At 69.1% G+C, this 26,043-nt stretch carries 21 protein-coding genes and 2 pseudogenes; 12 read left to right on the forward strand and 11 right to left on the reverse strand.

The annotated features are described in order from the left end of the window. Nucleotides 1-80: 80 nt before the first annotated feature. Together FB600_RS37835 and FB600_RS38200 are read right to left on the reverse strand one after the other, a co-directional pair. On the reverse strand, nt 81-1,631 hold the full coding sequence (locus FB600_RS37835; RefSeq protein ID WP_261383483.1) for a YadA family autotransporter adhesin: 1,551 nt from the start codon (nt 1,629-1,631) through the stop codon (nt 81-83). Between the two features lie 651 nt (nt 1,632-2,282). Beyond that, nucleotides 2,283-2,924 (reverse strand): annotated as a pseudogene (locus FB600_RS38200) (ESPR domain-containing protein); the annotation flags it as partial. A 763-nt stretch (nt 2,925-3,687) separates the two neighbouring features. Here FB600_RS38200 and FB600_RS28190 point away from each other — a divergent pair. From FB600_RS28190 to FB600_RS28205, 4 genes are all read left to right on the forward strand, one after another. Then, nucleotides 3,688-4,944, forward strand: a complete 1,257-nt coding sequence (locus FB600_RS28190) for an oxalate decarboxylase family bicupin (RefSeq protein WP_098182586.1) — start codon at nt 3,688-3,690, stop codon at nt 4,942-4,944. An 87-nt stretch (nt 4,945-5,031) separates the two neighbouring features. Beyond that, nucleotides 5,032-6,339: an Nramp family divalent metal transporter gene (locus tag FB600_RS28195; protein WP_096752611.1), complete on the forward strand. Its 1,308-nt coding sequence runs from the start codon at nt 5,032-5,034 to the stop codon at nt 6,337-6,339. Between the two features lie 246 nt (nt 6,340-6,585). Next, nucleotides 6,586-8,496 (forward strand): SMP-30/gluconolaconase/LRE-like region family protein, encoded by a 1,911-nt coding sequence (locus FB600_RS28200; RefSeq protein ID WP_105820517.1) that lies wholly within the window; start codon nt 6,586-6,588, stop codon nt 8,494-8,496. Between the two features lie 74 nt (nt 8,497-8,570). Beyond that, nucleotides 8,571-9,515 carry a LysR substrate-binding domain-containing protein gene (locus FB600_RS28205; protein WP_145757748.1) on the forward strand — a complete coding sequence of 315 codons (945 nt, stop codon included), beginning with the start codon at nt 8,571-8,573 and terminating at the stop codon, nt 9,513-9,515. 89 nt (nt 9,516-9,604) lie between these two features. Here FB600_RS28205 and FB600_RS28210 read toward each other — a convergent pair whose 3' ends face one another. Further along, nucleotides 9,605-10,579 (reverse strand): threo-3-hydroxy-L-aspartate ammonia-lyase, encoded by a 975-nt coding sequence (locus tag FB600_RS28210; RefSeq protein ID WP_096752608.1) that lies wholly within the window; start codon nt 10,577-10,579, stop codon nt 9,605-9,607. A 283-nt stretch (nt 10,580-10,862) separates the two neighbouring features. On the opposite strand from FB600_RS28210, the gene FB600_RS28215 reads away from it, so the two are divergent. Further along, nucleotides 10,863-11,996: a DSD1 family PLP-dependent enzyme gene (locus tag FB600_RS28215; protein WP_145757747.1), complete on the forward strand. Its 1,134-nt coding sequence runs from the start codon at nt 10,863-10,865 to the stop codon at nt 11,994-11,996. Between the two features lie 22 nt (nt 11,997-12,018). Here FB600_RS28215 and FB600_RS28220 read toward each other — a convergent pair whose 3' ends face one another. Continuing rightward, complete coding sequence (locus FB600_RS28220) at nt 12,019-12,990, reverse strand: ornithine cyclodeaminase family protein (RefSeq protein WP_145757746.1); 972 nt, start codon at nt 12,988-12,990, stop codon at nt 12,019-12,021. A 338-nt stretch (nt 12,991-13,328) separates the two neighbouring features. Here FB600_RS28220 and FB600_RS38205 point away from each other — a divergent pair. Further along, nucleotides 13,329-13,619 (forward strand): annotated as a pseudogene (locus FB600_RS38205) (cation:dicarboxylate symporter family transporter); the annotation flags it as partial. Between the two features lie 163 nt (nt 13,620-13,782). On the opposite strand, the gene FB600_RS28235 reads toward FB600_RS38205, so the two are convergent. Both FB600_RS28235 and FB600_RS28240 read right to left on the reverse strand, forming a co-directional pair. After that, nucleotides 13,783-14,946 (reverse strand): porin, encoded by a 1,164-nt coding sequence (locus FB600_RS28235; RefSeq protein WP_096752605.1) that lies wholly within the window; start codon nt 14,944-14,946, stop codon nt 13,783-13,785. Between the two features lie 565 nt (nt 14,947-15,511). Further along, nucleotides 15,512-16,450: a 2-hydroxyacid dehydrogenase gene (locus FB600_RS28240; protein ID WP_145757745.1), complete on the reverse strand. Its 939-nt coding sequence runs from the start codon at nt 16,448-16,450 to the stop codon at nt 15,512-15,514. 397 nt (nt 16,451-16,847) lie between these two features. On the opposite strand from FB600_RS28240, the gene FB600_RS37335 reads away from it, so the two are divergent. Both FB600_RS37335 and FB600_RS28250 read left to right on the forward strand, forming a co-directional pair. Beyond that, nucleotides 16,848-17,483: a hypothetical protein gene (locus tag FB600_RS37335; RefSeq protein WP_164467683.1), complete on the forward strand. Its 636-nt coding sequence runs from the start codon at nt 16,848-16,850 to the stop codon at nt 17,481-17,483. Next, entirely contained in the window at nt 17,455-18,099 is a 645-nt protein-coding gene (locus FB600_RS28250; RefSeq protein WP_164467684.1) for a DUF2325 domain-containing protein, read from the forward strand. The genes FB600_RS37335 and FB600_RS28250 overlap by 29 nt, the downstream gene beginning before the upstream one ends. Before the next feature lie 71 nt (nt 18,100-18,170). Here FB600_RS28250 and FB600_RS28255 read toward each other — a convergent pair whose 3' ends face one another. The 4 genes from FB600_RS28255 to FB600_RS28270 form a co-directional block, all read right to left on the reverse strand. Further along, entirely contained in the window at nt 18,171-18,599 is a 429-nt protein-coding gene (locus FB600_RS28255) for a winged helix-turn-helix domain-containing protein (protein ID WP_226285041.1), read from the reverse strand. A gap of 376 nt (nt 18,600-18,975) precedes the next feature. Further along, nucleotides 18,976-19,251: a hypothetical protein gene (locus FB600_RS28260; protein WP_047837994.1), complete on the reverse strand. Its 276-nt coding sequence runs from the start codon at nt 19,249-19,251 to the stop codon at nt 18,976-18,978. A 102-nt stretch (nt 19,252-19,353) separates the two neighbouring features. Beyond that, nucleotides 19,354-19,839, reverse strand: coding sequence for a molybdopterin-dependent oxidoreductase (locus FB600_RS28265; protein ID WP_096752600.1), 486 nt, complete (start codon nt 19,837-19,839; stop codon nt 19,354-19,356). 13 nt (nt 19,840-19,852) lie between these two features. Beyond that, nucleotides 19,853-20,281, reverse strand: a complete 429-nt coding sequence (locus FB600_RS28270) for a molybdopterin-binding protein (RefSeq protein WP_013689496.1) — start codon at nt 20,279-20,281, stop codon at nt 19,853-19,855. A 156-nt stretch (nt 20,282-20,437) separates the two neighbouring features. Here FB600_RS28270 and FB600_RS28275 point away from each other — a divergent pair, with 156 nt between their 5' ends. Both FB600_RS28275 and FB600_RS28280 read left to right on the forward strand, forming a co-directional pair. Then, nucleotides 20,438-21,316 carry an extracellular solute-binding protein gene (locus FB600_RS28275; protein WP_145757744.1) on the forward strand — a complete coding sequence of 293 codons (879 nt, stop codon included), beginning with the start codon at nt 20,438-20,440 and terminating at the stop codon, nt 21,314-21,316. Next, nucleotides 21,313-23,169, forward strand: coding sequence for an ATP-binding cassette domain-containing protein (locus FB600_RS28280; RefSeq protein WP_098151721.1), 1,857 nt, complete (start codon nt 21,313-21,315; stop codon nt 23,167-23,169). The genes FB600_RS28275 and FB600_RS28280 overlap by 4 nt, the downstream gene beginning before the upstream one ends. A gap of 52 nt (nt 23,170-23,221) precedes the next feature. Here the strand turns inward: FB600_RS28280 and FB600_RS28285 are convergent, their stop codons facing one another. Beyond that, on the reverse strand, nt 23,222-24,094 hold the full coding sequence (locus FB600_RS28285; RefSeq protein ID WP_096752597.1) for a helix-turn-helix transcriptional regulator: 873 nt from the start codon (nt 24,092-24,094) through the stop codon (nt 23,222-23,224). A 99-nt stretch (nt 24,095-24,193) separates the two neighbouring features. Here FB600_RS28285 and FB600_RS28290 point away from each other — a divergent pair, with 99 nt between their 5' ends. Then, complete coding sequence (locus FB600_RS28290; RefSeq protein ID WP_145757743.1) at nt 24,194-25,096, forward strand: SDR family oxidoreductase; 903 nt, start codon at nt 24,194-24,196, stop codon at nt 25,094-25,096. Nucleotides 25,097-25,243: 147 nt separating this feature from the next. Further along, nucleotides 25,244-26,038, forward strand: coding sequence for a DinB family protein (locus FB600_RS28295; RefSeq protein WP_096752595.1), 795 nt, complete (start codon nt 25,244-25,246; stop codon nt 26,036-26,038). The last annotated feature ends 5 nt before the right edge of the window (nt 26,039-26,043 follow it).

Genomic DNA, 26,043 nt, shown 5'->3' on the forward strand with positions numbered 1-26,043 from the left:
GCGTGCCGCTGCGCGCCGCCCGCGCATTATCGCGCGGCCAGGTTCGCGCTGCGCTGGCAAGCGCGTCTCCAGGCGGCGAGCTACTTCCACTGGTACAACATCCCCGCGCCCACCACGGCCTGGCCGCCACTGAAGCCACCATTGACCGCCGCCTTCAGGTTGTCCGAAATGCGCGCCTGCATGTTCACCGCGATCGCCTTCTGCCCGGCGAAGCTGGCGGTGCCCAACCCCATGCCGAAATTAGAATTCGCGTCGAGTTGCGGAATCGAGGCCATCGCCCCGACCGCGGCGATGCCCTGGCGTGCCATGTCGGCCGTGCGCCGAACTTGCGTGCTCAGGCCGTCGAGCTGGTTTTGCTGGCCGGCCAGCGCTTGCGACATGGAAGTCGACACCGCATTCAATTGGTTGAGGTTGACGGCGTCCGTGCCTTCCGTGCCGGGCGCGACATGGGTGATCTGCCGTTGCTGGGCCGCGCTGCCGACCGACACCACGTTCGAGCGGCCGCCATCGGTCGAGCCCTGGCCGAGCGCCACCGAGTTCGAGCCGGTCTTGACCGAGGGCGCCTTGGCGCCCGGCGCCGACATGTCGCCCGCGTAGCCGCCCGCGGTAGGCAGGCGCGGGGTGTTGTCGGGCGCCGAAGTCGAAAGCGAGGCCGTCTGAACGCTGGTGGCGCCGACGCTGGTGGACAGCGAGCCGATGGTGGCCGAGGTGCCGGGGGGCTGCGAACCGGCGTTGGGCGAGGTACCGGTGGACGCCGAGCCGCTGTTGGACGAAGTGCCGGTGGACAGCGAGGCCAGCGTGGTGCCCGAGTTCGACTGACCGGTGGACAATGAACCGGCCGAGGTGGACGGCGAGGATACCGAGCCGTTGGACGACGACACGCCCGTCGACAGCGAGCCCTGCAGGATCGGGGAAGAAATGGACGAGGAGAGCTTGCTCAGCGATGCCGCGGTGGAGGTGGACAGCGAGGCGACCGAGTTCGAAAGCGTGCCCGCCGCAGTGCTCAGGCTGCTCGACAGCGAGGCGACCGCCGCATTGGTCTGGAACAGTTGGCTGCCGTTCACCGCGTCGGTGCTGCCTGCCGAGATCCGGCCGGCTGCGAGACCCGTCAACTGCCGCTCGAAACCGGGCGCGCCGATGTTCACCGTGCCGACCGGCTTGCTGCCGGCGAAGTTGCCGAAGGTGCTTCCACCGATCGTCGCGGAACTCACCGGCATCGCGGCCGAGGCAATCGAGCCTTTGCCGATGGCCACCGAGTTGTCCGCGTTCGCCGTGGCGCTCGGGCCGATCGCGATGCTGTCGACGCCGCTCGCGATCGAATCCTTGCCCGTCGCGTTCGTGTGGAAGTATTTGATGCCGGTTGAATTGATGCTGTCGAGCGCATCGCCGACGTTGTCGACCTTCGCGGTGGTGCCGTCGGCCTTGTGGGTCGTGTAGGTCGGTGCCGTGAAGGTGCCGGTGGCCGGGTCGTAGGTCGCGCCACCGCCCAATGCCGAGGCCACGCCGCCGCCGATCCTGCCGGAGGAACTGGCGATCGAGCTGATCGAGGTCGACAGCGAACCGACGCTCGACGAGGTGGAAGTGGACAGCGAAGCGACGCTGCTGTTGGTCTGCGCAAGGCCGGTGGACAACGAGCCGATGCTGCTGGTGGCCGAGGACAAGCCGGAGGACAGCGAGGTGACATTGCTGCTGGTTGTGCTCAAGCCCGACGACAGCGACGTGACGGTGCTGTTGGTGGTGCTCAAACCCGACGACAGTGATGTGACGGTGCTGTTGGCGGTGCTCAAACCCGACGACAGTGATGTGACGGTGCTGTTGGTGGTGCTCAAACCCGACGACAGTGATGTGACGGTGCTGTTGGTGGTGCTCAAGCCCGACGACAGCGACGTGACGGTGCTGTTGGTCGTGCTCAGGCCCGACGACAGCGACGTGACGGTGCTGCTGGTCGTGCTCAAACCAGACGACAGCGATGTGACGGTGCTGCTGGTCGTGCTCAAACCCGACGACAACGACGTGACGCTGCTGCTGGTAGTGCTCAGGCCCGACGACAACGACGTGACATTGCTGCTGGTCGTGCTCAAGCCCGACGATAACGACGTGACGCTGCTGCTGGTGGTGCTCAAGCCCGACGACAACGATGTGACGTTGCTCTTGGTCGTGCTCAAGCCCGACGACAGCGACGTGACGCTGCTGTTGGTCGTGCTCAAGCCGCTCGACAACGACGTGACGTCGCCACTGACTGCTCTCTGCTCGAGCGCTTTTTCCAATTGCGACTTGGTGACGGCATCACTATTCGCCGTTCCTTCGGCAAGATCGGTGATCTTTCCTCCCTTCACCGAGACGCCAGCGCTGCCTCCCTTCAGTTCAATGCCTTTCCCTTCCAGCGAGATTTTCCCGTTGCGGCTCTCCAGCGTGAGCTCCGTCGGGCCAGAAATCAGGATCGCGCCCTTCGAGAACGTCCTCCTCTTCGGCTGTCCCGGTGCCTCACCTGCTGAAGGCGCCTTCTCAAACGAAATCTCCCCCATCACGATGACAGCGGACTCCTTCCCCGCCTTCATCGGCGCCGTTCCCGCGTTTGATTCACCCAGATAGAGGCCGCTTCCGGCACATTCAGCTCCTTGCGGCATCGTTTGACGTTGATTGCGCGTCCATGAGAGCGATTCTGCCGTCTCACCCCAGGACCCATAGGCATGAGTGCCCTTCTCTGCGCAATTCACGATCGCCGCCGACCAGGAGGATTCGATACCTCCGTAACAAAGGAGTACTACCACGGCCATCTTGCTCAGGCCGAGCCGGATTTCTCGCGGCGAATTGACCGGCGAAAGCGCGGCGCGACATCCGCCTCCCTTGAACACATCGACTTCCGACACCGCCACCCATGACGACAGCGCCGCATTCCAAACGGTTTTATATATCTTATTCACGACGGCCTTTCTTATGTCTTCAATAAAAAATATTCACCACATCTTGGGTGGCGACCACATCCAGGCGGCCGGGTAAAACCGGGCCGAGACGAGCGGAGACGACATGCCATCCGCATTTCGAGATACCAGATGCAACCGCCAGAAGCTGGCATATCGTTCATTCCCCGAAGCGCAGGCGCAACGAGGCCGACGCAATGATTGCGTCCATTCGACGGTAATCGAATTAATCAAGCGACTCTGGAGAACCGGCATCAGTCGACCCATCAATCCGGATCGGCATGGCGAAATTATGAAACATGAGAAATGGACTTGGATAGTCCTATTTTTCTTATAGGAATCGTCTTATTGACCAAATCACGGCGGCAAACAAAGACTCCACGAACCTCACCGTACATACCGCCCTCTTTTTCGGAACGCTCGCTTCCTGCCGGCGCTACCGGCACCCTGCTTCAGCTACTGGCGCCCGATCCGCGCACCTCACCGCATATCGATCCAACAATCGAAACAATAAAACCAAATTCATCAACAATCGATATATCCACAAAAAACTAACGACATTGAAATAAAAATCAACGCCTCATCACACGAATTACAAACCAAAGGCGAATCAGGAAAATTCATTAATCCATTTCAACTATTCATTTTTATTTTCATCGGATTTGCATTTAACTGGTCACACGAATTCACCACCCCGAATCACTCGATTGAAATTCGAATGGCAATTCGCAACCCCGCAATCCCGAAACCCATAACGGAGTCAGGCATGACCAATCTGCAACGTCGCAAGATGCTCGCGCAAACGGCCGGTGCGCTGGCCGCGGCGGGCGTCGCCGCCTCGGCGAAAGCCGCTACCTTCGGCAATCCCGACAGCCCGCCGGAAGGCGCGATCAATGCCGCCAATCCGCGTAGCCTGGTGGACCCGGGCCCGAAGAATCCGCCGCTCGCCAATCAATTCCCCGCATTCCAGGATCCACCCGCCACCGACGTGGACGGCATGCCCTTATTCTGGTCCTCGTTCAATAACGCGCATAAGCGAATCCAGAATGGCGGTTGGGCACGCCAGGTTACGCAAGACGATTTTGCAATTTCCGAAACGATTTCCGGCGTGAATATGCGCCTGACGCGCGGCGGCATTCGCGAAATGCATTGGCACCAGCAAGCCGAATGGGCGGTGATGCTGGACGGCCGCTGCCGGATCACCATCCTCGACGAACTGGGCCGCCCGCAGGTGGCCGACGTGAAGCAGGGCGACCTCTGGTATTTCCCGCCGGGGCTGCCGCATTCGCTGCAGGGAATCGGCTCGGACGGCTGCGAGTTCATGATCGCCTTCGACGACGGCAAGGCTTCCGAATTCAACACCCTGCTGCTGACCGACTGGATCGCGCACACGCCGCCCGAGGTACTGGCGCTGAACTTCGGCGTGCCGGCCGATTCGTTTCGCAACATCCCGACCGACAACCTGTGGATCTTCCAGGGCGACATGCCGGGGCCGCTGGCCGAGGCGCAGCGTGCCGCCGCCTCGGCCAAGGGCTCGCCGCCCTATCCCTTCGTGTTCTCGCTCGGCGACCTGCGGCCGCTGGTGAAGACGCGCGGCGGCGAGGTGCGGATCGCCGACAGCAGCAACTTCAACGCCTCGAAGACGGTGGCCGCGGCGCTGGTGACCGTGCATCCGGGCGGCATGCGCGAGCTGCACTGGCACCCGAACGCCGATGAATGGCAGTACTACATTCAGGGCGAGGCACGCATGACGGTGTTCGACACCGGCCCCAAGGCGATGACGGCCGATTTCCGCGCCGGCGATATCGGCTACGTGAAGAAGAGCCTCGGCCACTACGTGCAGAACACCGGCACCACCGACCTGGTGTTCCTGGAGATCTTCAAGACCGACCGCTACCAGGAGGTCTCGCTGTCCGACTGGCTGGCCCACACGCCGCCGCAACTGGTCGAGGCGCACCTGAAGCTCGCGCCCGAGGTGATCGCGCAGTTCCCGCGCACGCGCCCCGACGTCGTGCCGCTCTGATGCGCCGTGGCGCGGCCGGCGCCTTCCCGCCGGCCGCGCCACGAGACCGAGACAGGCCCTCCCTCCAGCCCAGAATCCCAATACGACATGTCCTCCATTCCGAGCAAACTCGCCGCCGGCCTCGCGCTGCCGGGCCTTTCCACCGAACGCACCGAACAGGCCGCGCGCGCCGTGCTCGAAGGGCGCCGCCGCGGGCTCGCCGCGCTGCTGCCCTTCGTCGGGCCGGCCGTGGTCGCCTCGATCGGCTACATGGACCCCGGCAACTTCGCCACCAATATCCAGGCCGGCGCCGCCTACGGCTATCAGTTGCTGTGGGTGGTGCTGGCCGCCAACCTGGTGGCCATGCTGTTTCAGGCGATGTCGGCCAAGCTCGGCATCGTCACCGGCCGCAACCTGGCCGAGCTGTGCCGCGACCACTTCCCGACGCCGCTGGTGTGGACCATGTGGATCGCCTCCGAGATCGCCGCGATGGCCACCGACCTGGCCGAGTTCCTCGGCGGCGCGCTGGCCTTCGCGCTGCTCTGCCACCTGCCGCTGATGGCGGGCATGGTGGCCACCGCGCTGGCCACCTGCGCGATCCTGCTGCTCGAGAAACGCGGCTTCCGCCCGCTCGAGGCGGCCATCGCGGCCCTGGTCGGCCTGATCGGCGCGAGCTACCTGGGCGAGCTGCTGATCGCGCCGCAACACTGGGGCTCGGTGGCCTGGCACCTGGTGGTGCCGCAACTGAGCGATCGCACCGCGCTGACGCTGGCGGTCGGCATCATCGGCGCCACCATCATGCCCCACACGCTCTACCTGCATTCGGGGCTCACCCAGCAGCGCACCGCGCCGCGCAACGATACGGAGCGCCGCCGCCTGCTGCGCTTCTCGAACCGCGAGGTGGTGGCCGCGCTCGGCCTGGCCGGCGGCGTGAACCTGGCGATGGTGCTGACCGCCGCCTCGGCCTTCCATCACGGCGCGCCCGGCATGAGCGACATCGGCCAGGCCTATCACGCGCTGATCCCCGTGCTCGGGCCGGCCGCTGGCGCGCTGTTCCTGGTCGCGCTGCTGAGCTCGGGCATCTCCAGCTCGGTGGTCGGCACCATGGCCGGGCAGATCGTGATGCAGGGCTTCATCCATCGCCGCCTGTCGATCTGGCTGCGCCGCGCGATCACCATCGTGCCCGCCTTCGCGGTGGTGGCGGCCGGCTGCGACGTCACGCATGCGATGGTGCTGAGCCAGGTGGTGCTGAGCTTCGTGCTGCCGATGCCGATGATCGCGTTGCTGGTGCTCTCGGCGCGGCGCGAGCTGATGGGTGCGTTCGCGCCGGGCCGCGCGCTGCTCGCGGTGGCGGCCAGCGCGACGCTGCTGATCCTCGCGCTGAACGGCTATCTGATCTGGGCCGCCTGGCAATGACGCGTCGTGCTCCGAAATGAATCGGCAGCACCAGGCTTGCCTGGCACGCCATCGCCCCTGTCGCCTTCGACATCAACATGTCAGCGGGGCGACAGGTCTGTCACGAAACCGTGACAATCGTCGCTTTCCCGCGCCCCGCGCGGCCCGATTCGAGGTTGCGGAATTTTTTTCCGATTTCTCTGTGATATCTGTCTGACGTTTGTCGGCCCCCGCCCTCGCCGCCCGTCCCTCGTCAGGAGACCTCACATGTCCAAGCCCCGTCTTCGCGCCGCCATCGCCGCCGCCTGCCTGGCCGCCTTCGCCCCGCTCGGCCACGCGCAATACGCCACCGACTGGATCGCCAACACCTACGGCACGATCGCCTCGCACGTCGGCAACGGCGCGCGCTCGCTGTGGATCGCGCCGGAAGGCGTGGTCTACACGGCCTCGTTCTGGGACGAGAACGCCGGCGGCGTCGGCGTCTACCAGAACGGCAAGACGCTCGGCTCGATCGGCACGCATGCCGAGTTCCAGGGCGGCGCGATCACCGGCAACGCCACCTCGATCTTCACGCCGCTGCAGGGCAAGAACCAGAGCGGCTTCGTCGGCCGCTACAACCGCGCCACCGGCCTGCGCGACCTGACCATCAACGTCAGCGTCTGGAGCAACATCAGCAAGTACGACGTGATCACCGGCCTGGCCACCGCCGGCACCACGCTGTACGCGAGCGACTACTTCGGCAACCGCGTGCGCGTGTTCAGCACCGACGGCGTCTGGCAGCGCGACATCCAGATCGCCAGCCCCGGCGCGCTGGCGCTCGATGCGGCCGGCAACCTGTGGATCGCGCAGAAGAACACCGGCACGATCGTCGAGTACAGCGCGGCCGGCGCCCTGCTCAACACCATCCAGATGGGCGCCAGCGCGCGGCCCTCGGCGCTCTACTACGACACGCCGACCGGCCAGCTGATGGTGGGCGACTCGGGCCCGGACATGAACATCAAGCGCTATTCGGTGACGGGCCAGCCGGCCCTGGTCGGCACCTTCGGCGTGACGGGCGGCTACCTCGACACCACCACCGGCATCAAGGGCCAGGTGGGCGACAAGCGCTTTACGCGCGTGGTGGGCATCGGCCGCGACGCGGCCGGCACGCTCTACGTGCTCAACAATCCCTGGGGCGGCGGCTGGGACCTGGGCCGCAACGGCCCGACCGACCTGCAGGCCTACGACGGCAACGGCAACCTGATCTGGAAGCTGCAGGCGTTGAACTTCGAGGCGCTGGCCGCGCCCGATCCGGTGACCGACGGCGCGCTGTTCTATAGCGGCATGAACATCTATTCGGGCAGCGGCGGCGGCAACTTCGTCGCCAATACGGTCGATCCCTTCACCTACCCGAACGATCCGCGCCTGTCGATGACCGACTACCAGCGCGGCCAGCATTTCGGACAACTGGTCAGTGTCGGCGGCAACCGCATCCTGGTGGCCAACGGACAGAACCCCGACATCTACAACTTCTATCACTTCAACCCGGCCGCCAGCGGCTATATCGCGATCCCCGACGGCTCGCTGCCGGGCAAGCTGTTCGGCGCCAGCGCGATCGTCACGGGCGGCTTCTGCCTGGACGACAACGGCGACGTCTGGGCCGGCCTGCAGGGCTCCAGCCAGGTCACGCACTGGCCGTTCGCCGGCTTCAGCGCGAGCGGCGCGCCGTCCTGGGGCAAGGGCGTGGCGATGCCGGTGCCGGCCAGCGCGCAGCCGACCTCGCGCGTGATCTACCAGAGCTCGACCGACACCATGGTGCTGGCACAGGGCTTCGCCGGCTACTGGGACTGGACCGCGATGAACGGTCATATCGAGATCTATCACGGCTGGATGGCGGGCAATCGCACGCCGAGCCCGGTGATCGACCTGGCGAGCCCGAACCCGAAGACGATCGCCGTGGCCGGGCGCTACCTGTTCGTCGGCTACGTGCACACGGTGCCGAACATCGACGTGTTCGACCTCGCCACCGGCAGCCTGGTCACCACTCTGGTCAACACCAATACCGCCTCGATGGATGTCGGCAACGACGTCGATTCGATGTTCGGCCTGCGCGCCTACCTGAGCTCGACGGGCCAGTACGTGCTGACCAAGGACAATTACAATGGCTCCAGCATCGTCGTGTACCGGTGGACGCCCTGATCCGCTCGCCCGAGCGGACGGGATGAACGGGCCGGCACGACGCCCTCTCCCGCCCCATCGATACCGGAACGCCCTTGCTCGATCTCGACGACATGCGCATGATCCGCGCGCTCGGCGCCGCGCGTTCGATGGCCGCCGCCGCGCGCCTGCTCGATCTCACGCCGCCGGCCGTCACCTCGCGCCTGCAGCGGCTGGAAGAACGGCTCGGGCTGCGCCTCGCGCTGCGCGAGGCGCGCGGCGTGACGCTGACCGAGGAAGGCCGGCAACTGCTGCAGGAAGCCGTCGAACTGCTGGAGCGGATCGAGTCGATTCCGGCGCGCCTGGCCGGCGACAGCGGCCAGGTGGGCGGCACGCTGCGCATCGTCGCGCCGTTCGGCTTCGGCCGCGCCCACGTCGCGCCGATCGTGCGCGACCTGCATCGCGACCATCCCCGGCTGCAGATCTCGCTGCAACTGGCCGACAACCCTTTCGCGGCCGCGCCGGAAGCCGACGTGGTGGTGCATATCGGCCAGATCCGCGCCTCGTCCTGGATCGGCCACCATCTCGCGCCCAACGAGCGGCTGCTGTGCGCGAGCCCCGAGCTGGCGCGGCGCCTGGTGCTCTCGCATCCCTCCGAGCTGACGCGCTATCCCTGCCTGTGCCTGCGCGAGAACGACGAGGAGCAACTGCGCTGGCGCTTCACGCCCGACGTGCCGCCCCGCCGCGGCGCGCCGCCGGCCAAGCCGGTGACGGTGCGCGTGAGCGGCCTGCTCGGCTCCAACGACGGCACCGTGATCAGCGACTGGGCCGCGGCGGGCCTGGGCATCATCGAGCGTTCGGAATGGGATGCGGCGCCGCTGATCGCGGCCGGGCGGCTGGTGCGCGTGCTGCCGGGCTGGCGGCTCGCGCCGGCGCCGGTGATGGCGCTGGTGCCGGATCGCCGGCAGTTGACGATCCGCCAGCGGCTGTTCCTCGAGGCCGCCAGGCGCGCGCTCGATCCGCCGCCGTGGCGGCGCTCGGCCGGCACCGCGGCGCAATGAAAAACGGGAGGTCGTTGCACTCGCAACGACCTCCCGTTTGCCTGGAAGGCTTCGATGGCTAGGCGGGCCCGGCGCGGGCCGCCGGATTCTCAGCCCGCCGCGCCGATCAGCGCGCAGAACTTCTCCAGGTCGACATTGCCGCCGCTGACGATGATGCCCACGCGCTTGCCCTCGAGCTGCGCCTTGCGCTGGCGAGCCGCCGCGAAGGACAGGCAGCCGGTCGGCTCGACCAGCATCTTCATGCGCGAGGCGAAGAAACGCATGCATTCGACCAGCTCGGCATCGCTGGCGGTCAGGATCGCGTTCACGTCGCGGCGGACGATCGGGAAGGTCAGCTTGCCGAGATGCTGCGTCTGCGCGCCGTCGGCGATGGTCTTCGGCGTATCGATATGGACGATCGAGCCCGAGGCGAAGGATTGCTGGCCGTCGTTGCCGGCTTCCGGCTCGACGCCGTAGAGCTCGGCGCCCGGCGACAGCTCGCGGGTGGCCAGCGCGGTGCCCGACAGCAGCCCGCCGCCGCCGAGCGGCGCGAACACGGCGTCGAGCGCGCCCACTTCCTGGAACAGCTCGGCGGCCGCCGTGCCCTGCCCGGCGATCACGTCGGCGTGGTCGTAAGGCGGGATCAGCGTGAGGCCTTCCTTCTCGGCGAGCGCGCGGCCGATCTGCTCGCGGTCGTCCTGGTAGCGGTCGTAGATCACCACGCGGCCGCCATAGCCGCGCGTGGCGGCCACCTTGGCGGCCGGCGCGTCGTGGGGCATCACGATGGTGGCCGGCATGCCGAGCAGCCTGGCCGACAGCGCGACGGCCTGCGCATGGTTGCCCGAGGAGAAGGCCACCACGCCGGTCTTGCGCTGCGCCTCGCTGAAGCGCGACAGCGCGTTGAAGGCGCCGCGGAACTTGAAGGCGCCCATGCGCTGGAAGTTCTCGCACTTGAAAAAGACCTGCGCGCCCAGTTCCTCGTCGACGGTGCGCGAGGTCAGCACGGGCGTGCGGTGGGCGTGACCCGCGATGCGTTCGGCGGCGGCGGCGACATCGGCATAGGTCGGGAGGTTCGGCTGGCTCATGAGGGACTCACTGGGACGGATCGATGGAAATCGAGCTCGGTCGGCTGGACCGGATTCGAGATATTTTGTCCAAATCGATACTTTTTGTCAAATTCGATGAAGGCGCGCGAACCGCGCATCGAACCCGCAGCTTAAGACAGGTGACGTCGCGCCGGCATTCAGGCGCGCTGAATGCCCGGTTTCGCCGCGCTTAATCCCGGCGGGGCGCGGCGCCCCTATCATGCTCGAACCGAAACCCGACGCGGCCGGGCCTTGTCCGGCGCCGCGTTCCCCGAAGGAACCCATGACGCGAATCGACACGCTCCCCACCCCGTCGGCCCTGATCGACGTGCCGCGCATGCAGCGCAACATCGAGCGCATGCAGCAGCGCCTGGACGCGCTCGGCGTGCGCTTCCGCCCGCACGTGAAGACCACCAAGTGCGAGCCGGTGGTGCGCGCCCAGCTCGCGGCCGGCGCGCGCGGCATCACGGTCTCGACGCTCAAGGAAGCCGAGCAGTTCTTCGCGCAGGGCATCGACGACATCGTCTACGCGGTCGGCATGGTGCCCGGCAAGCTGCCCCAGGCGCTGGCGCTGATCCGGCGCGGCTGCGACCTGAAGCTGGTGGCCGACAGCCTGGTTTCGGCCAAGGCGATCGCCGCCTTCGGCCGCGAGCAGGGCGCGAGTTTCGAGGTGTGGGTGGAGATTGACGTGGACGGCCATCGCTCCGGCCTCGCGCCCGCCGACGAGCGCCTGATCGAGGTGGGCCGCGTGCTGGTGGAAGGCGGCATGAAGCTCGGCGGCGTGCTCGCGCATGCGGGGTCGAGCTACGACTATCACCGCCACGAGGACCTGGTGCGGATCGCCGAGCAGGAACGCGCCAGCGCGGTGCTGGCGGCCGAGCGGCTGCGCGCGGCGGGCCTGCCCTGCCCGGTGGTCAGCATCGGCTCGACGCCCACCGCGCTGTCGGCCGAGCGGCTCGAGGGCGTGACCGAGGTGCGCGCGGGCGTGTATGTGATGTTCGACCTGGTGATGCATAACGTCGGCGTGTGCGGCACCGACGAGATCGCGCTGAGCGTGCTGACCACCGTGATCGGCCACCAGGAGGAAAAAGGCTGGGCGATCGTCGACGCGGGCTGGATGGCGATGAGCCGCGATCGCGGCACCCAGCGCCAGACGCGGGACTTCGGCTACGGGCTGGTATGCGCCGAGGATGGCAGCGTGCTCGACGGCTACCTGCTCGGCAGCGCGAACCAGGAGCACGGCATCCTGCAGCGCGTGGGCGAGCCCGATCGGGAGATCGCCACGCGCCTGCCGATCGGCACGCGGCTGCGGATCCTGCCGAACCACGCCTGCGCCACCGGCGCCCAGCATCCCGAGTACCAGGCGATCGCGGCGGACGGCTCGGTGCGGACCTGGCCGCGCTTCTACGGCTGGTAAGCGCGGCCGAGCACCTCCCGCCTCACCAGGGCCAGGCCACGCGCGTGCCGAGCCGCGCCTGTTCGGCACGCTCGAGCAGCATGCGCGCCACGGTCAGGTCCTGCAGCGCCAGGCCCGTCATGTCGAATACGGTGATCTGGTCGGCGCCGCGCGGGAAGGCCCCGGGCGCGGCCAGCAGTTCACCGAGTTCGGCGCACTCGCGCTCGGGCGCCCACTGCGCTTCGCCGATCTGGCGCGCCTGCGCGCGATCGTCGACCACCAGCCGCGCGCGGTCGAGCAAGCCCGCCGGCAGCTCGCGCTTGCCCTTGGTATCGGCGCCGACCGCGTTCAGGTGCGTGCCGGGCCGCACCGCCTCCAGCCCGAACAGCGCGCCGCCGCCCGGCGTGGCCGTGATCACGATATCGCTGCCGGCCACGGCCGCATCGGCATCGCGCGCCGCCGAGATCGCGCAGCGCGCGCCGAAGCGCGCCTCGAAGGCCGGATCGGGCTCGCGCGCGGCCGTCAGATAGACCACCGAATCGATCGAAGGCAGCAGCCGCAGCGCGAAATCCAGCTGCACGCCCGCCTGCACGCCGGTGCCGAACACGCACAGCCGGCGGCTGTCGGGCCGCGCCAGCGCGCGCAGGCCTAGCGCGCCCGCCGCGCCGGTGCGCATGGTGGTGATCGCATTGCCGTCGATCACGCAGCGCGGCCGCCCGGTGGCCGGATCGACCAGCATCACGGTGGCCTGGTGCGGCTCGCCGCCCAGGCCGCGATTGGCGGGCCAGAAGCCGGCCGCCTTGAAGCCGAGCAGCGCCTCGTCGGGCACGTCGCCGGCCTTGATGCCGAACACGCCGCCGCCGGCCAGCGGCTCGCGGATCACCGGGAACACGCGCCCGGCGCCGCGCCGGTGCAGGTCGAAGGCGGTCTCGACGGCGGCCAGCACGTCATCGGGCGTCAGCAGGCGCTCCACCACGTTCTTGTCGAGCAGCAGCAATTCGGCCTGGTTTCTCATCGTCGGGCTCCTTCCTCATCCATGTTTCGTTCGCGCGGGGGCACGCCATCCTGGCGCGCCCGTTGCCGACCGGCAATCGGTCATTCCCGCCATTGTACATTTTTTCTAGTATTGTATATTTCGTCCACCTCGCGAATCCGTTCGCCGCTGCCCGTCCATTCCTCCGGAGTCCCCAACATGTCCGAACTCGATACGGCCCCGCCGATCCTCACCGCCAATTGCGCGCGCATCGCGCCGCCCGCCGGCCATTACTCGCATGTCTGCGTGGCCGCCGGCCTGGCCCACGTCTCGGGCCAGTTGCCCGTGTCGGCGCTGGCGAGCCGCTCGCCGCGCGCCCCTTCGCGGAACAGGTCCGCCAGGTGCTTGCCAATCTCGACGGCTGCCTGGCGCAAGCCGGCGTGACGCGCGCGGCGCTGGTGGTGGTGGTCGTGGCGATCCTGCCGATGTTCCACCTGCCCAAGGCAGGCTTGCTGCTGGTGATGGGCATTGACCAGTTCTTCGACATGGGGCGCACCGCCACCAACGTGCTCGGCAACAGCATCGCCACCGCCGTGCTGGCGAAGTGGGAAGGCGAACTGGGGCCGCGCGTCGAGCCGGGCCAGGGCCAGGCCGAGGCCGAGGCGGCAAACCCGCCCGAGCTTGCGCAGGCGGACGTGGTGGCGCCCGTCGAAGCCCAGCCGCGCCGATATCGCCACGCCAATGAAAAAGCGCCGGCCCGCTTGCGCGGGACCGGCGCTGTCTCGTTCCGGACAGGCCGCGAGCGGCTCCTCCGAAGCGATATCGATCAGGACATCAGAACTTGTGGCGGATACCCACGCGCGCGGCCACCTGGTTGCTGGTGCCGTTGCCCGACGGGCCGAAGAAGGCCGTGCTCGAGCCGATCTGCGCCTGCACGTCCTGCGCGCCGTTGCGGCCCGAAGCCTTCTGGTAGATCGCCAGCAGGTAGACGTCGGTGCGCTTGGAGAGCGCGTAGTCGAGGCTCGCGTCGACCTGGTTCCAGTGGCCGCCGAACGCGTCGTGCATGCGCGTGTAGGTATAGGCCAGGCCGCCCGCGAGAGCCGGCGTGAAGTTGTAGCGGCCGCCCACGTCCACCGCGTCGAGCGCCGTGGTCGCGCCGTTCAGCGCCTCGATGCGGGTGTTCGTGTACAGCGCGAACAGGGCCGCGTTGGCGAGCTGGTAGCGCGTGCCGACGCCGAAGGTGCGCAGGTCCTTGCCGCCGCCGGTGCCGCCCGCCGCCACGTTGGCGATCGAGGTCGGGAAGGCCGGGACTTCGGCGCTCGGGTAGCTGATGTCGGTGTAGGCCGCGCCGATCGAGAAGGCGCCCACCGCGTAGTTCAGGCCGAAGCTGTAGGCACGCGAGGAACCGGTCGAGCCGTTCACCGGCGCCGAGCCGCTGAACGCGCCGGCCTGGTTCGAGAAGCCGTACAGGGCACCGAAGGTGACGCCCGAGAAGTTCGCCGACGAGAACTTGACCGCGTTGTTGATGCGGCTGTTCACCAGTTGGTCGAAGTCGTTGATGTGGTACGCGTAGTTGCCCGCGACGGTGTTGGTGCCGGCCGAATACTGGTTGCCGAGCACGTCGGTGGAGAACGTGTACTGGCGACCGAAGGTCAGCGAGCCGATGCCGTTCTTCGACAGGCCCACATAGGCCTGGCGGCCGAACATCGCGCCGCCCTGGTTGATCGCGCCGGTGCCGGTGTTGAAGCCGTTCTCGAGCAGGAAGATCGCCTTCAGGCCGGAGCCGAGGTCTTCCGAGCCGCGCAGGCCCCAGCGCGTGCCCTGCGCCACGCCGTCGTCGTACTTGAAGCGCTTGGCCGAGCCGGTGGTGCCCACCGCGCTGTGGTTGACGTAGCTGATGCCGGTGTCGATCAGGCCGTAAAGCGTCACGCTGCTCTGGGCGTGCGCGAGGCAAGCGAAAGCGGCGATTGCCGCGGCGGCGGTCATTTTCTTGAGCAAGGTCGTCTCCTGCGAACGGCGCTGCCGGGCCGCACGAGAGCACGGCGAGCGAGGCAGCACCGAATCGGGTGCGGTGTGAATGGAGTGCTATCGAAGCGATGGCCGGTTGTGCCGGCAGCGCCCGAACCGGTTGCGCGAACGTGTCGCCGCGTTGGCCGGTATCGGCGCGGTGGATGTCGGGATGACCGCGGCGCGAGTGTACTGCTTCGACTCGTCAGGCCAAAGAGACGTGTCGATTCGCTGTCGAATCAGTTGCGAAATTGCATCGTTTTCGGCGTTGGCGAAAGCGCAAAAGCAAGCAGTAAGAAGCAATCCGCAAGGGTTGGCACGGAGAAAGCGGGCGGCGCGATGCCAGGAAGTGTCGCGGATCGAGGCTCGCGAAGCGGCTGTTCGCAGGCGCTTCGCATTTCGATACGCCGCTTCGCGTCATGCATTTCGATACGGTTTTCCGCAGGAAATCGGGCTTTTCGAGGGGGTTTTGCGCGGAAACCGGGAAACACGCCATTCGCGCGCCCGGCCTTTCGCTTCGCATGAAGCCGCCCTTCGTCACCTCGCCTGGGCCGGCTCAGGCTTGCAGCGGCGTGAGCAGCGGCTGCCCGGCGAAGTGGCGCGCGGCGTTCTCGAGGAACAGCTCGATGGTGCGATCGCGCGCCTCCGGCGAGGTGCCGGCCACGTGCGGCGTCAGCACCACCGAATCGAGCGCGACCAGTTCGGCGGGCGGCTCGGGCTCGCCTTCATAGACGTCCAGGCCGGCACCGGCGATCCGGCCGTCGCGCAGCGCGGCGGCCAGCGCGGCCGTGTCGACCACGCTGCCGCGCGAGACATTGACGAGGAAGCCGCGTGCGCCGAGCGCCGCCAGCACCGCCGCGTCGATCAGGTGCCGCGTGTCGGCGCCGCCGGGCGTGGCGACCACCAGATAGTCGGTCCAGCGCGCCAGCTCGACCACGGCCGGGAAGTAGCGGAATTGGGCGCCCTCGCGCGGCCGGCGGTTGTGATAACCGATCTCCAGATCGAAGGCGACCGCGCGGCGCGCGATCTTGGCGCCGATCCGGCCCAGTCCGACGATGCCGATCCGCTTGCCCGAGAAATTCGGCTGCATCGGCAGCGCGTCGCGCCAGACGCCGGCCCGGCACGCGGCATCGAGCCGGACCACGCCGCGCACCGTCGCCAGCAGCAGGGCGAAGGCGTGATCGGCCACGCAATCGTCGTTGGCGCCCACGCCATGCGCGATCGCGATGCCGCGCCGGCGTGCCGCCGCCACCGGCAGGTTCTCGTAGCCGGCACCGAGCGCATTGAGGAAGACGAGCCCGGGCAGGCGCGCGAGCTCGTCCTCGGTGAGGCCGGTGCTGCCGTTGGTCAGCACCGCCTCGACCTTGGCGCCGTGCTCGGCCACGGCCTGCGCGCGCGAGGCCTCGTCGGGGGCATGGATCAGGTCGAACTGCGCGGCGATGGCGGCGCGCGCGTCGTCGCGCAGCGGAATCAGGACCAGCAGGGTCGGCTTCATCGCGATTCACCGGGAACGGGCGGGGATGCCGGGCAGTGTAGCAAGCAGGGGCTGGCGCGCGGCTGACGGGTGGATGGCAGCGGGCCGGAGCAATGCGAATGCGGCGTCACATTCCCCTTCACGCCGGAATTCGCCGCCGCAGCCGCCCGAGGTCAGCAGATCCTCGTAAAACGCGCCGAACGGCCGCGTCGGATGCGCGATCCGGATCTCCGGCATCCATCGCCTGAGGGCCGGCACGGCTGTCGCGCCGATCCCGGGATGCCGTACATATCGGCATCGCTATATTTAGTTGTATATTACGCAACATCTCGCAACCCCGATCTACAGGATCGTGCCGGCGGCGCGGTGGCCCGCTGTTCGGGCCCGCGGCCGCGCGTGGCGCGACAGGTGCATGAGCATGTCAACACAATGGACGGACGATGAGCTCCGGCATGGCGAACTGTCGGCGCGAATCGTGCCGGTGCGGCGCCGCGACGATGCCGAACGCGCGGCGCTGATCGTCGACGTGGTGGACGCGTTCGCGCGGCTGCGCGGCAGCCTGGTGCGCTTCGTCGCGCTGTTCGCCGATGCCCGGCCGCCGGCGGCCTACCCCGCCGCGACCGCGCATGCGGGGCATGCCGCGGTCGATTCGCCGCGCTTCGACGTGCTGCTCGCCGCCCTGGTGCCGAGCGCCGAGCGCGCGCGCTTTCGCCGGCTCGCCGAGCTGCGCGGGCTGGTCGAGCGCGTCACGCGCGCCGAAACCTTTCGCGACGTGATCTTCGCGCCGCCGCCCTCGGCCGGCCCCGCCGCGCTGCGCGAGGCGGCGCTCTCGCTGGAACGCCTCGACGCCGAGCTGATCGGCCTGTGCGTCGAGCATGTGCTCGAAAGCCGGACGCGCGACACGCTGGCCGCCGCGCGCCCCTCGAAGGAGGCTGCCGATGGACACTCCCCCGAAGCTCCCGCCGCGCCGCGCCGCGCGGCGCGTCGAGCCCCCACCCGCCATGCCGCCGTCGCGGTCGAGCCGGATGTCGCCGTCGCCGGATCGCTGCTCTGAGGCGGGCGACGGCGCCGCAGCCGCGCAGGCCGAGCTTGCTCGGCTGCGGCGCGCGCTGGCCGAACGCGACGCCAACGCGGTGCTGCTGGCCGGCCGCGCGGCGGCGGCCGAACAGGCGCTCGAGGTGGAGCAGGCGCGGGTGCGGATGCTGCGCGAACAGCTCGACGACGCCCTGCATGTGCTGAACGCGGCCAAGCGCGAGGCCGCCTTGCTCGAGCAGGCCTTCGCGGCCGTGCCGGGCGGCGTCGACCTGGCGCGGCCGTCGCTGCGCGCGATGCGCGGCCGGCGGATCGTCCATGTCGGCGGACGGGAGGGATCGAATGCGGCGCTCGCGCGATTGGTCGACGCGGCGGGCGGCTCGGTCGCCGTGCACGACGGCGCCGACACGAGCGCGGGAAGCTGGATGTCGCGAGTCGCCGAAGCCGACCTGGTGGTGGTGGCGACCGATGCCGTGGCCTGCGAGGCGCTGGCCGGCATCGCGGCGGCCTGCGCGAAGCAGGGGGTGCCGCTGAGGAGGATCAAGGCGGCCAACCTGGCCGAGGTGGTGGATGCCATCGCGGGGCTGGCGCGCTCGGCCGAACGCGCGGCGGCGGCCATCGCGACGCGGCACGGCTGAACGCCGAACCACCCACGGGCGCCGCCCCGGCGCCCGCATCGAGACGGCATCGGGGCCGACTCAAAACCGCCTCAGGATTGCATCAAGTCCGTCAGCTCGGCGATCTGGCTGTCGCAATGCCGCTTCGCCTCTTCCTCGATCTCGCGATAGAGCGCGATGATCTTCTCGCCGACCGGGGTCAGCGTGCAGCCGCCGCCGCTCGCGCCGCCCTGCTCGGAATGCGTGGCGGGCGCGCGCAGCGAGCGGTTCAGTTCGTCGATCAGCAGCCAGGCGCGGCGATAGGACATGCCGAGATGGCGCGCGGCCGCCGAAATCGAGCCGTGCTCGCGCACCGCTTCGAGCAGGGTGACCTTGCCGGGGCCGAGCGCGACCGTGTCGCCGCGCCGGATCCGCATCCGGAAATTGACTTGCGGGGGCCCCGGCGGCAAGGAGGACGACTCGGCTGCCTCGGGTGCGGGCTCGGTCGAAGGGAGATCGGGTTTGCTCATGCGCGAAAGCATACACGATGGGCCAGCCGCCTCGCGAGCCGCCGATTCGCCGCGCGACGGCCCCGCCTGACGCGGAGCCGAGAAAGGAAGCCGCCACATGAAAATGGCCCGGGAGCACGCCTGCCCCGGGGTGCCGGACGTCGACACGCTGCCGCTGTTCGTGCGTGACGGCGCCAGCCTGCCCGAGGGCGTGAGCGCGGCAGCCTTGCCGTAAAGGGAGGGAGCCGGCGCGGGGCCCGACGGGCTCCTGCCGGCGAGATCGCGGGCAATCGCGAGGACAGTCGCGAGAGAAATCGCCCGCCCAATGAAAAATCGCATCCGGGCCGGCGGTGTCCGGCGCGGATGCGATCGGGTCGAGCGGCCCCGTCCAGGGCCGCGCGAGGCAGGGCTACAGATCCCGCTTGAACTTGTGCAGCGTCTCGTTCAGCGAACTGCGCGAATTGACGGCATCGATCGTGTCGGCGAGGAACCACGGCAGGATCAGGCGCGTGTTCGGATCGCTCACGCCCACCGTCAATCTCGGCGGCGCCGCGGACTTGCCGGCCGTGGCGCCCTGCGCCGCGGCGTGATCGTCGGCGCCGATTGCGGGCGCCGCCAGGCAGGACACCTGCGCGCCGGCGGCCGCCAGCATGCCCAGCACCAGCATGGAACGGAATTTCCTCATGACTCGTTTCTCCCGATGGGCCATCCCATCTTCATCCGGATAAGGACATCGAGTCATTTTTCGAGGAAAAAATCCCGGCATCGACAAATTCCCCCGGGGCGCTCACGGCGCGATCACGCGCGCCACCAGCGACGCGAGCCGCTTTACGTGCCGCGGCGCCGGCGAGATGTCGGCGCCGGAGAACAGCAGCGGCGCGCCCGCCTCGCCCAAGGCGCGGCCGCCGCATTCGTAGGCGACGATCGCCTGCTCGCCGATCGCGGTATTGAACAGCTCGTGCCACGAGAAGGTGACCACGTAGCCGTCGTGGCCGATCGCCAGGAACACGGTGCGCTTGAAATCGCCGCTGGCCGGATCGTGCAGCCCGGCCAGCGTGAACAGCTCGCTCAGGCGCACGCCGCGATACGGCTCGACGTCGCGGATGTACCGGCCGCTGGTGAAGCAGCGCAGCGCGAAGGGCTCGCAGCGCGTGGCCGGCAAGGCGGCGAGCTCGGCCAGCGACAGCGACATCGGCCGCAGCACGTCGCCCTCGATCCTCAGGATGCCGGGGCCGGGATGGCCGGCCAGGAGCGGCGGCGCTTCGGTGCTCATCGGTCGGCTCCGCTCAGGCGTCCACGCCGATGATCACGCTGGAGGCCTTGAAGATCGCGCTGGCCGGCTTGCCGGGCGCCAGGCCCAGGCGATCGACGCTGTCGTTGGTGACGATCGCCACCACCTGCGCGCCGCCCGGCGCCGCGATCGCGACCTCGGCATTGACCGCGCCCTTGGTCAGCGAAGCCACCGTGCCCGCCACGCAGTTGCGCGCCGAGACGCGCCCCGCGTCGACGTCCACCATCACCAGCACCGACGAGGCCTTGACCAGCGCGAATGCGGCCTTGCCCGCGGCCAGCCCCAGCGACTCGGCGCTGCCGTGGGTGACGATCGCGACGATCTCGAGGCCGTCGGCGGCACGCAGCGTGACCTCGTCGTTGACCGCGCCGGGCTTCACGTCGACGATCTGTCCGACGAAATGGTTACGGGCACTCGTGCGCATGGAGGTCTCCTGTCAGGTTGGTGCCGGCCGAGATGCCGGCGCATCGAGGACGCAAGTGTAAACGCAACGAATCACCGCCGCGATTCCGTCGTTCCCCCCCAAATCGCGCCGTCCCACCGTAATATACGGACCTTTATAACGCCACGGAGTGAATCCATGTTTCGCAAGCTGCTGGTGTGCGGCGCCGTCGTCGCGAGTGCCTTTGCCGCCAACGCGCAGGCCGCCGACAACGACACCGTGAACGTGCTGTACGCGGGTTCCCTGGTCAACCTGATGGAGCGCAGCGTGGGCCCCGCCTTCGAGAAGGAGACCGGGCTGCGTTTCCACGGCTACGCGGCCGGCTCGAACAAGATCGCCAACGAGATCAAGGGCAAGCTGCGGCGCGGCGACGTGTTCATCAGCGCGAGCCCGAAGGTCAACACCGGCCTGATGGGCGAGGAGAACGGCGGCCACGTGGCCTGGTACGTCAACTTCGCCGAGTCGCCGCTGCTGATCGGCTATAACGCCAGGAGCCGCTTCGCCAAGGACTTCAAGACCAAGCGCTGGGACCAGGTGCTGCAGGAGCCGGGCATCCGCATCGGCCGCACCGATCCGAAGCTCGATCCGAAGGGCGCCTTCACGGTGGAGATGATGAGCAAGGCGGCGAGCTTCTACCACCAGCCGGACCTGGTCGAGAAGACGCTCGGCACGGCGGAGAACCCGGAACAGGTGCTGCCCGAGGAAACCCTGGTGGGCCGCCTGCAATCGGGCCAGCTCGACGCGGGCTTCTTCTACTCGACCGAGACCTCGGACCTGAAGATCCCGGCCGTGGCGCCCGCGCCCGAGCTGCAGGCCAAGGCCAGCTACACGCTGACGATCCTGTCCGACGCGCCCAACCAGGCCGGCGCCGCGCGCTTCGCCAACTTCCTGCTGAGCGCCCAGGGCCGCGCCCTGCTCAAGCAGCACGGCGTCGACGTGGTCACGCCCAAGGTGAGCGGCAACGCGCAGGCCCTGCCGCCCTCGCTGCAGGCCGTGATCGACGCCGCCCAGCCATGACGCGACGCGTCGCCGGACCGCTGCGGCTGCTCTCGCTGCTGCTGGCGGTCTATCTCTGCGCGCCCTTCCTCGCCGCCATCCCCCAGATCGGCCAGGCCGACTGGGCCGGCGTCGACTGGGGCGCCACCTGGTCGGCGGTCGGCGTGTCGGCCGGCAGCGCCACGCTGGCCGCCCTGCTCACCCTGGTTTGCGGGGTGCCGCTCGGCTACTGGCTGGCGCGCTCCGGCTCGCGCGCCACCACGCCGATCGGTTTCATCGTGCAATTGCCGCTGGCGCTGCCGCCGCTCACCAGCGGCGTGCTGCTGCTGTTCCTGCTGGGCCCCTACAGCCCGCTCGGCCAGTGGAGCGGCGGCGCGCTGACCGATTCCTTCGCCGGCATCGTGCTGGCGGAAACCTTCGTGGCCGCGCCCTTCCTGATCGTCGCCGCGCGCTCGGCCTTCGCCGCGCTCGACCCGGTGTTCGAGGATGTCGCCGCCACGCTCGGCCATCGCGCCGGCAGCCGCTTCTTCCGCGTCGCGCTGCCGGCCGCCTGGCCGTCGATCCGCGCCGGGCTGGTGCTGGCCTGGCTGCGCGCCTTCGGCGAGTTCGGCGCGACCGTGATGGTGGCCTATCACCCGTACTCGCTGCCGGTCTATACCTACGTGGTGTTCGGCGGCCAGGGGCTGCCGGCGATGATGCCGCTGCTGCTGCCGACGCTGGCGATCGCGGTGGGCTGCGCGATGCTGTCGGTGCTGCGGCTCGGCGCGCGCGATGGCGACGAAGCGGGCGCGACCGAGAACGGCGACGAGCCGCCGCTGGCGCGCACCGCCGCGCCGCTCGACGCCGAAGCCCTGGCCGACGCGACCGGGGCGCGGCTCGCGATCCGGCTGCGCAAGCGGCTCGGCGCGTTCCGGCTCGCCGTCGACTGGGCGCCGGCCTCGCGGCGGCTGGCGATCGTCGGGCCTTCCGGCTCGGGCAAGTCGCTCGCGCTGCGGCTGATCGCCGGGCTCGAGCACAACGACGAGGGCAGCGTGACGCTGGGCGCGACCGAGCTCGGCGCGCTGCCGCCCGAGCATCGCCAGATCGGCTACATGCCGCAGGATTACGGGCTGTTCCCGCACCTGACGGTGGCGCGCCAGCTCGCCTTTCCGGTCGATGCCGATCCGGTGGCGGCGCGCTACTGGGTCGAGCACCTGGGGCTGGGCGCGCTGACGCGGCGCCTGCCGCGGCAGCTCTCGCTCGGCCAGCGCCAGCGCGTCGCGCTGGCCCGGGCGCTGACGCGGCACAGCCATCTGCTGCTGTTCGACGAGCCGTTCTCGGCGCTCGACACGCCGCGCCGCCGGCAGTTGCGGCGCTCGCTGCGCGCCTTGCAGCGCGAGATCGGCGCGGTGACGGTGATCGTCACGCACGATCCCGACGAGGCCGCGCAACTGGCCGACGAGCTGCTCGTCATCGATCACGGCGAGACCCTGCAGGCGGGGCCGGTGGCCGAGGTGTTCGCGCGCCCGGCCAATCCGCGCGTGGCCGAGCTGCTCGGGCTGCGCAACCTCGGGGCCGGCACGCTGGCGGCGCCGGGGCGGGTGGCGATCGGCGAAGGCGCGGTGCTCGAGGCGGCGAGGATCGATGCGGGTCTCGCGCCGGGTGACGCCGTGATGTGGCGCGTCGCGCCGAGGTCGATCCGCGTCGACGCGCAAGGCGCCTACCAGGCACAAGTGGAATCGGTGGAATTGCGCGACGGCGAACGCCATGCGCGCGTGATGCTCGGCGGCCACGCCTTCGAGCTCGCCGTCGAGGGCGCCTTCGTGGACGACATCGCCACCTGCCGCATGGCGATCGACGCGGCCGGCGTGACGGTCTGGGCGGCTGGGGCCTGAACTACCGGCCCGGCGGGCGGGCGCCGACGCTTGCCCGCTTCTTCCCGCTCGCTTAGGCCGGCCCCGGCTGCGCGCCTTCCCGCTCGGCCAGGGCGGCGCCATACTCGGCCGCGAGGGCGCGAATCCGCGCCGCCATGCCGGCATCGACGGGCGTGTAGACGATCACGCCGAGGTCGGGCCGCCCGTCCACCGCGAAGGCCGAATATTCGAGCTCGATCGAGCCGAGCAGCGGATGCTTGAGATGCTTCACGCCATCGCCCTCGCCGTGGCTCAGCACCTCGTTGTCGCGCCACAGCGCCTCGAACTCGGCGCTGATCCCGCACAGCTCGTCCACCAGGTCGCCCACCTCGGAGGCGATCCCGGCGCGCGCCACGTCGGCGCGAAACGCGCCCACCACGAAGCGCGCCACCGCCTCCCAGTCGTGCTGCTTGGCGCGCACGGCCGGATTGCCGAACAGGAAGCGCAGGATGTTGCGCCCGCCGACCGGCAGCAGGCTGTAGTCGGTCAGCACCACGGCCGCCGCGCGATTCCAGGCCACCACGTCCCAGGTCGGCGTCTTGACGATGGCGGGGCTCGCCTCCAGCGAGTCGAGCACGCGCTGCAGGCGCGGGCTGACGCCCGCCACCGAGCGATAGCGGACCTCGGGCGGCCGCCCCAGTCCGACCATGAACAGGTGCTCGCGCTCGACGTCGGTCAGCAGCAGCGCGCCCGCGATCCGCTCCAGCACCTCGGCCGAGGGCGCGCCGCCGCGCCCCTGTTCGAGCCAGGTGTACCAGGTCGGGCTGATGTTGGCGCGCTGCGCGACCTCCTCGCGGCGCAACCCCGGCGTGCGCCGGCGGCCCGAGAAACCGAAGCTCGCGGGGTCGAGCCGGGTGCGCCGGCTGCGCAGGAAGTCGCCCAGGGAGCGGGCGGGATCGACGCTCATGGCAAGCCTGTTAGTCGTTTTACTACGATAAAGTCACTACTTTAACGGGATAAGCAGACACCGGATAGTACGCCTCGTGACGACCCAGGAGAGTTCACCATGCGTATTTTTCTGACGGGCGCGACCGGTTTCATCGGCTCGGCCCTGGTTCCCGAACTGATTCAGGCCGGCCATCAGGTGCTCGGCATGACCCGTTCCGAGGCGGGCGCGCAGGCGCTGCGCGCGGCCGGCGCCGACGCCCATCACGGCACGCTCGAGGATCCCGACAGCCTGAGCCGCGGCGCCGCCCAGGCCGATGCCGTGATCCACGCGGCCTTCGACCATGACTTCAGCAACTTCGTGGCCAACTGCGAGAAGGACCAGCGCGCGATCGCGGCGCTCGGCTCGGCGCTGAAGGGCTCGAACCGTCCGCTGCTGATCACCTCCGGCACCGGGGTGGGCAGCGGCGAGCACGGCGAGCCGGCCAGCGAGAACGTGTTCAACACCCGGCATCCGAATCCGCGCATCGGCTCCGAGGAAGCAGGCAATGCGCTGCTCGAGGCCGGCGTGAACGTGTCGGTGATGCGGCTGCCGCAGGTTCACAACCCGTATCGCCAGGGGCTGGTCTCGCCGCTGGTGGCGATCGCGCGCGACAAGGGCGTGGTGGCCTATGTCGGCGAAGGCAACAACCGCTGGCCGGCCGGCCATCTGTCCGACGCGGTGCGGCTCTATCGCCTCGCGATCGAGAAGGCGCAGCCGGGCGCGCGCTACCACGCGGTGGGCGAGGAAGGCATCCGCAGCCGCGAGATCGCCGAGGTGCTCGGGCGCGGGCTGAAGCTGCCGGTGGTCTCGATCGAGCCGGGCGAGGCGGCCGCGCATTTCGGCTGGATGGCGATGTTCGTGCAGCTCGACATGCCGGCCTCCAGCGCGCTGACGCAGGCGCGGCTCGGCTGGAAGCCGACCGGGCCGACGCTGATCGCCGATCTCGACGAGGGCAAGTTCGCCGAGCAGGCCTGGCACTGAGTTTTGCCCTACCCGGCCTCGCGGCCCGCGCGATGCTCGCGCGGGCCATTCCTTTTCCGGCGACGAGCCCGCTCCCGAGCGCCGGCCTTGACCGGCTTTTTTTCGTAACGTATCGTTTCGCGACGTTATCTGATCCGCGAACGAGCCATGCATTCCCGTTTCGATCGCTTCCGTGCCACGCCGCTCGGCCGGCAACTGGAGGCGCTGATCGACCTGCCCGAGCGTTACGTCGAATTCGCGGCGCTGTCGCGGATCGGCGTGGCCGCGATCGCGGCGATTCGCGACGATGTCGCCGAGAAATTTCCGGAAGTGGAAGGCGATACCACGGCGCGGCAGTTCTGCGGCGCGATGGTGGCCGAGATGATGCGCCGCCACGGCCATGAGCTGGTGCAGGCGCGCGGGCGCATCGGCGGCACGCTGTTCAGCTATGGCGCCGTGTTCAGCGCGCGGCCGCTGCGGCTGCCGTTCGCCGAGGTGATCGAGGCGCTGGCGGCGATGCCCGAGACGCTGGCCGGCTTCGTCGCGCGCCTGCCGCCGGCACGGCACCGGCAGCGCCCGGAAGGCACCGGCTTCTCGCTGGTCGAGCACACCTGCCATCTGCGCGATCTCGACACGGTGTTCGCCGCCCGCATCCAGGCCGTGCGCACCGCCACGCTGCCGGTGCTCGACTCGGTGGACGGCACTGCCCTGGCCGAGCAGCGTGGCTACCAGGAACAGGATCACGAGGCGGCGCTGGCCGCCTTCCGCGCCTCGCGCCGGCGCCTCTGCCATGCGCTGAAGCGGCTCGATGCCGATCAGCTCGCCCGTTGCGGGCTGCGCGACGGCGTGCGCCGCATGACGCTGGAGGAACTCGTGCGCGAGCTGCTCGACCACGATCGCACCCACTGCCTCGAACTCGACGAACTGCTCGCCGAGCTCGGCCCCGCCCCTTCCCCGACATGAATCGC

Source organism: Burkholderia sp. SJZ089, from assembly GCF_007828315.1.
In the GTDB taxonomy this organism is placed as follows: Bacteria; Pseudomonadota; Gammaproteobacteria; order Burkholderiales; family Burkholderiaceae; genus Burkholderia; species Burkholderia gladioli.

Coding starts and splice junctions, on each gene's coding strand:
- FB600_RS28190 (WP_098182586.1), top strand. CDS start 3,688: ATGACCAATCTGCAACGTCGCAAGATGCTCGCGCAAACGGCCGGTGCG.
- FB600_RS28195 (WP_096752611.1), top strand. CDS start 5,032: ATGTCCTCCATTCCGAGCAAACTCGCCGCCGGCCTCGCGCTGCCGGGC.
- FB600_RS28200 (WP_105820517.1), top strand. CDS start 6,586: ATGTCCAAGCCCCGTCTTCGCGCCGCCATCGCCGCCGCCTGCCTGGCC.
- FB600_RS28210 (WP_096752608.1), bottom strand. CDS start 10,579: ATGAGCCAGCCGAACCTCCCGACCTATGCCGATGTCGCCGCCGCCGCC.
- FB600_RS28215 (WP_145757747.1), top strand. CDS start 10,863: ATGACGCGAATCGACACGCTCCCCACCCCGTCGGCCCTGATCGACGTG.
- FB600_RS28220 (WP_145757746.1), bottom strand. CDS start 12,990: ATGAGAAACCAGGCCGAATTGCTGCTGCTCGACAAGAACGTGGTGGAG.
- FB600_RS28240 (WP_145757745.1), bottom strand. CDS start 16,450: ATGAAGCCGACCCTGCTGGTCCTGATTCCGCTGCGCGACGACGCGCGC.
- FB600_RS37335 (WP_164467683.1), top strand. CDS start 16,848: ATGTCAACACAATGGACGGACGATGAGCTCCGGCATGGCGAACTGTCG.
- FB600_RS28250 (WP_164467684.1), top strand. CDS start 17,455: ATGTCGCCGTCGCCGGATCGCTGCTCTGAGGCGGGCGACGGCGCCGCA.
- FB600_RS28255 (WP_226285041.1), bottom strand. CDS start 18,599: ATGCTTTCGCGCATGAGCAAACCCGATCTCCCTTCGACCGAGCCCGCA.
- FB600_RS28260 (WP_047837994.1), bottom strand. CDS start 19,251: ATGAGGAAATTCCGTTCCATGCTGGTGCTGGGCATGCTGGCGGCCGCC.
- FB600_RS28265 (WP_096752600.1), bottom strand. CDS start 19,839: ATGAGCACCGAAGCGCCGCCGCTCCTGGCCGGCCATCCCGGCCCCGGC.
- FB600_RS28270 (WP_013689496.1), bottom strand. CDS start 20,281: ATGCGCACGAGTGCCCGTAACCATTTCGTCGGACAGATCGTCGACGTG.
- FB600_RS28275 (WP_145757744.1), top strand. CDS start 20,438: ATGTTTCGCAAGCTGCTGGTGTGCGGCGCCGTCGTCGCGAGTGCCTTT.
- FB600_RS28280 (WP_098151721.1), top strand. CDS start 21,313: ATGACGCGACGCGTCGCCGGACCGCTGCGGCTGCTCTCGCTGCTGCTG.
- FB600_RS28285 (WP_096752597.1), bottom strand. CDS start 24,094: ATGAGCGTCGATCCCGCCCGCTCCCTGGGCGACTTCCTGCGCAGCCGG.
- FB600_RS28290 (WP_145757743.1), top strand. CDS start 24,194: ATGCGTATTTTTCTGACGGGCGCGACCGGTTTCATCGGCTCGGCCCTG.
- FB600_RS28295 (WP_096752595.1), top strand. CDS start 25,244: ATGCATTCCCGTTTCGATCGCTTCCGTGCCACGCCGCTCGGCCGGCAA.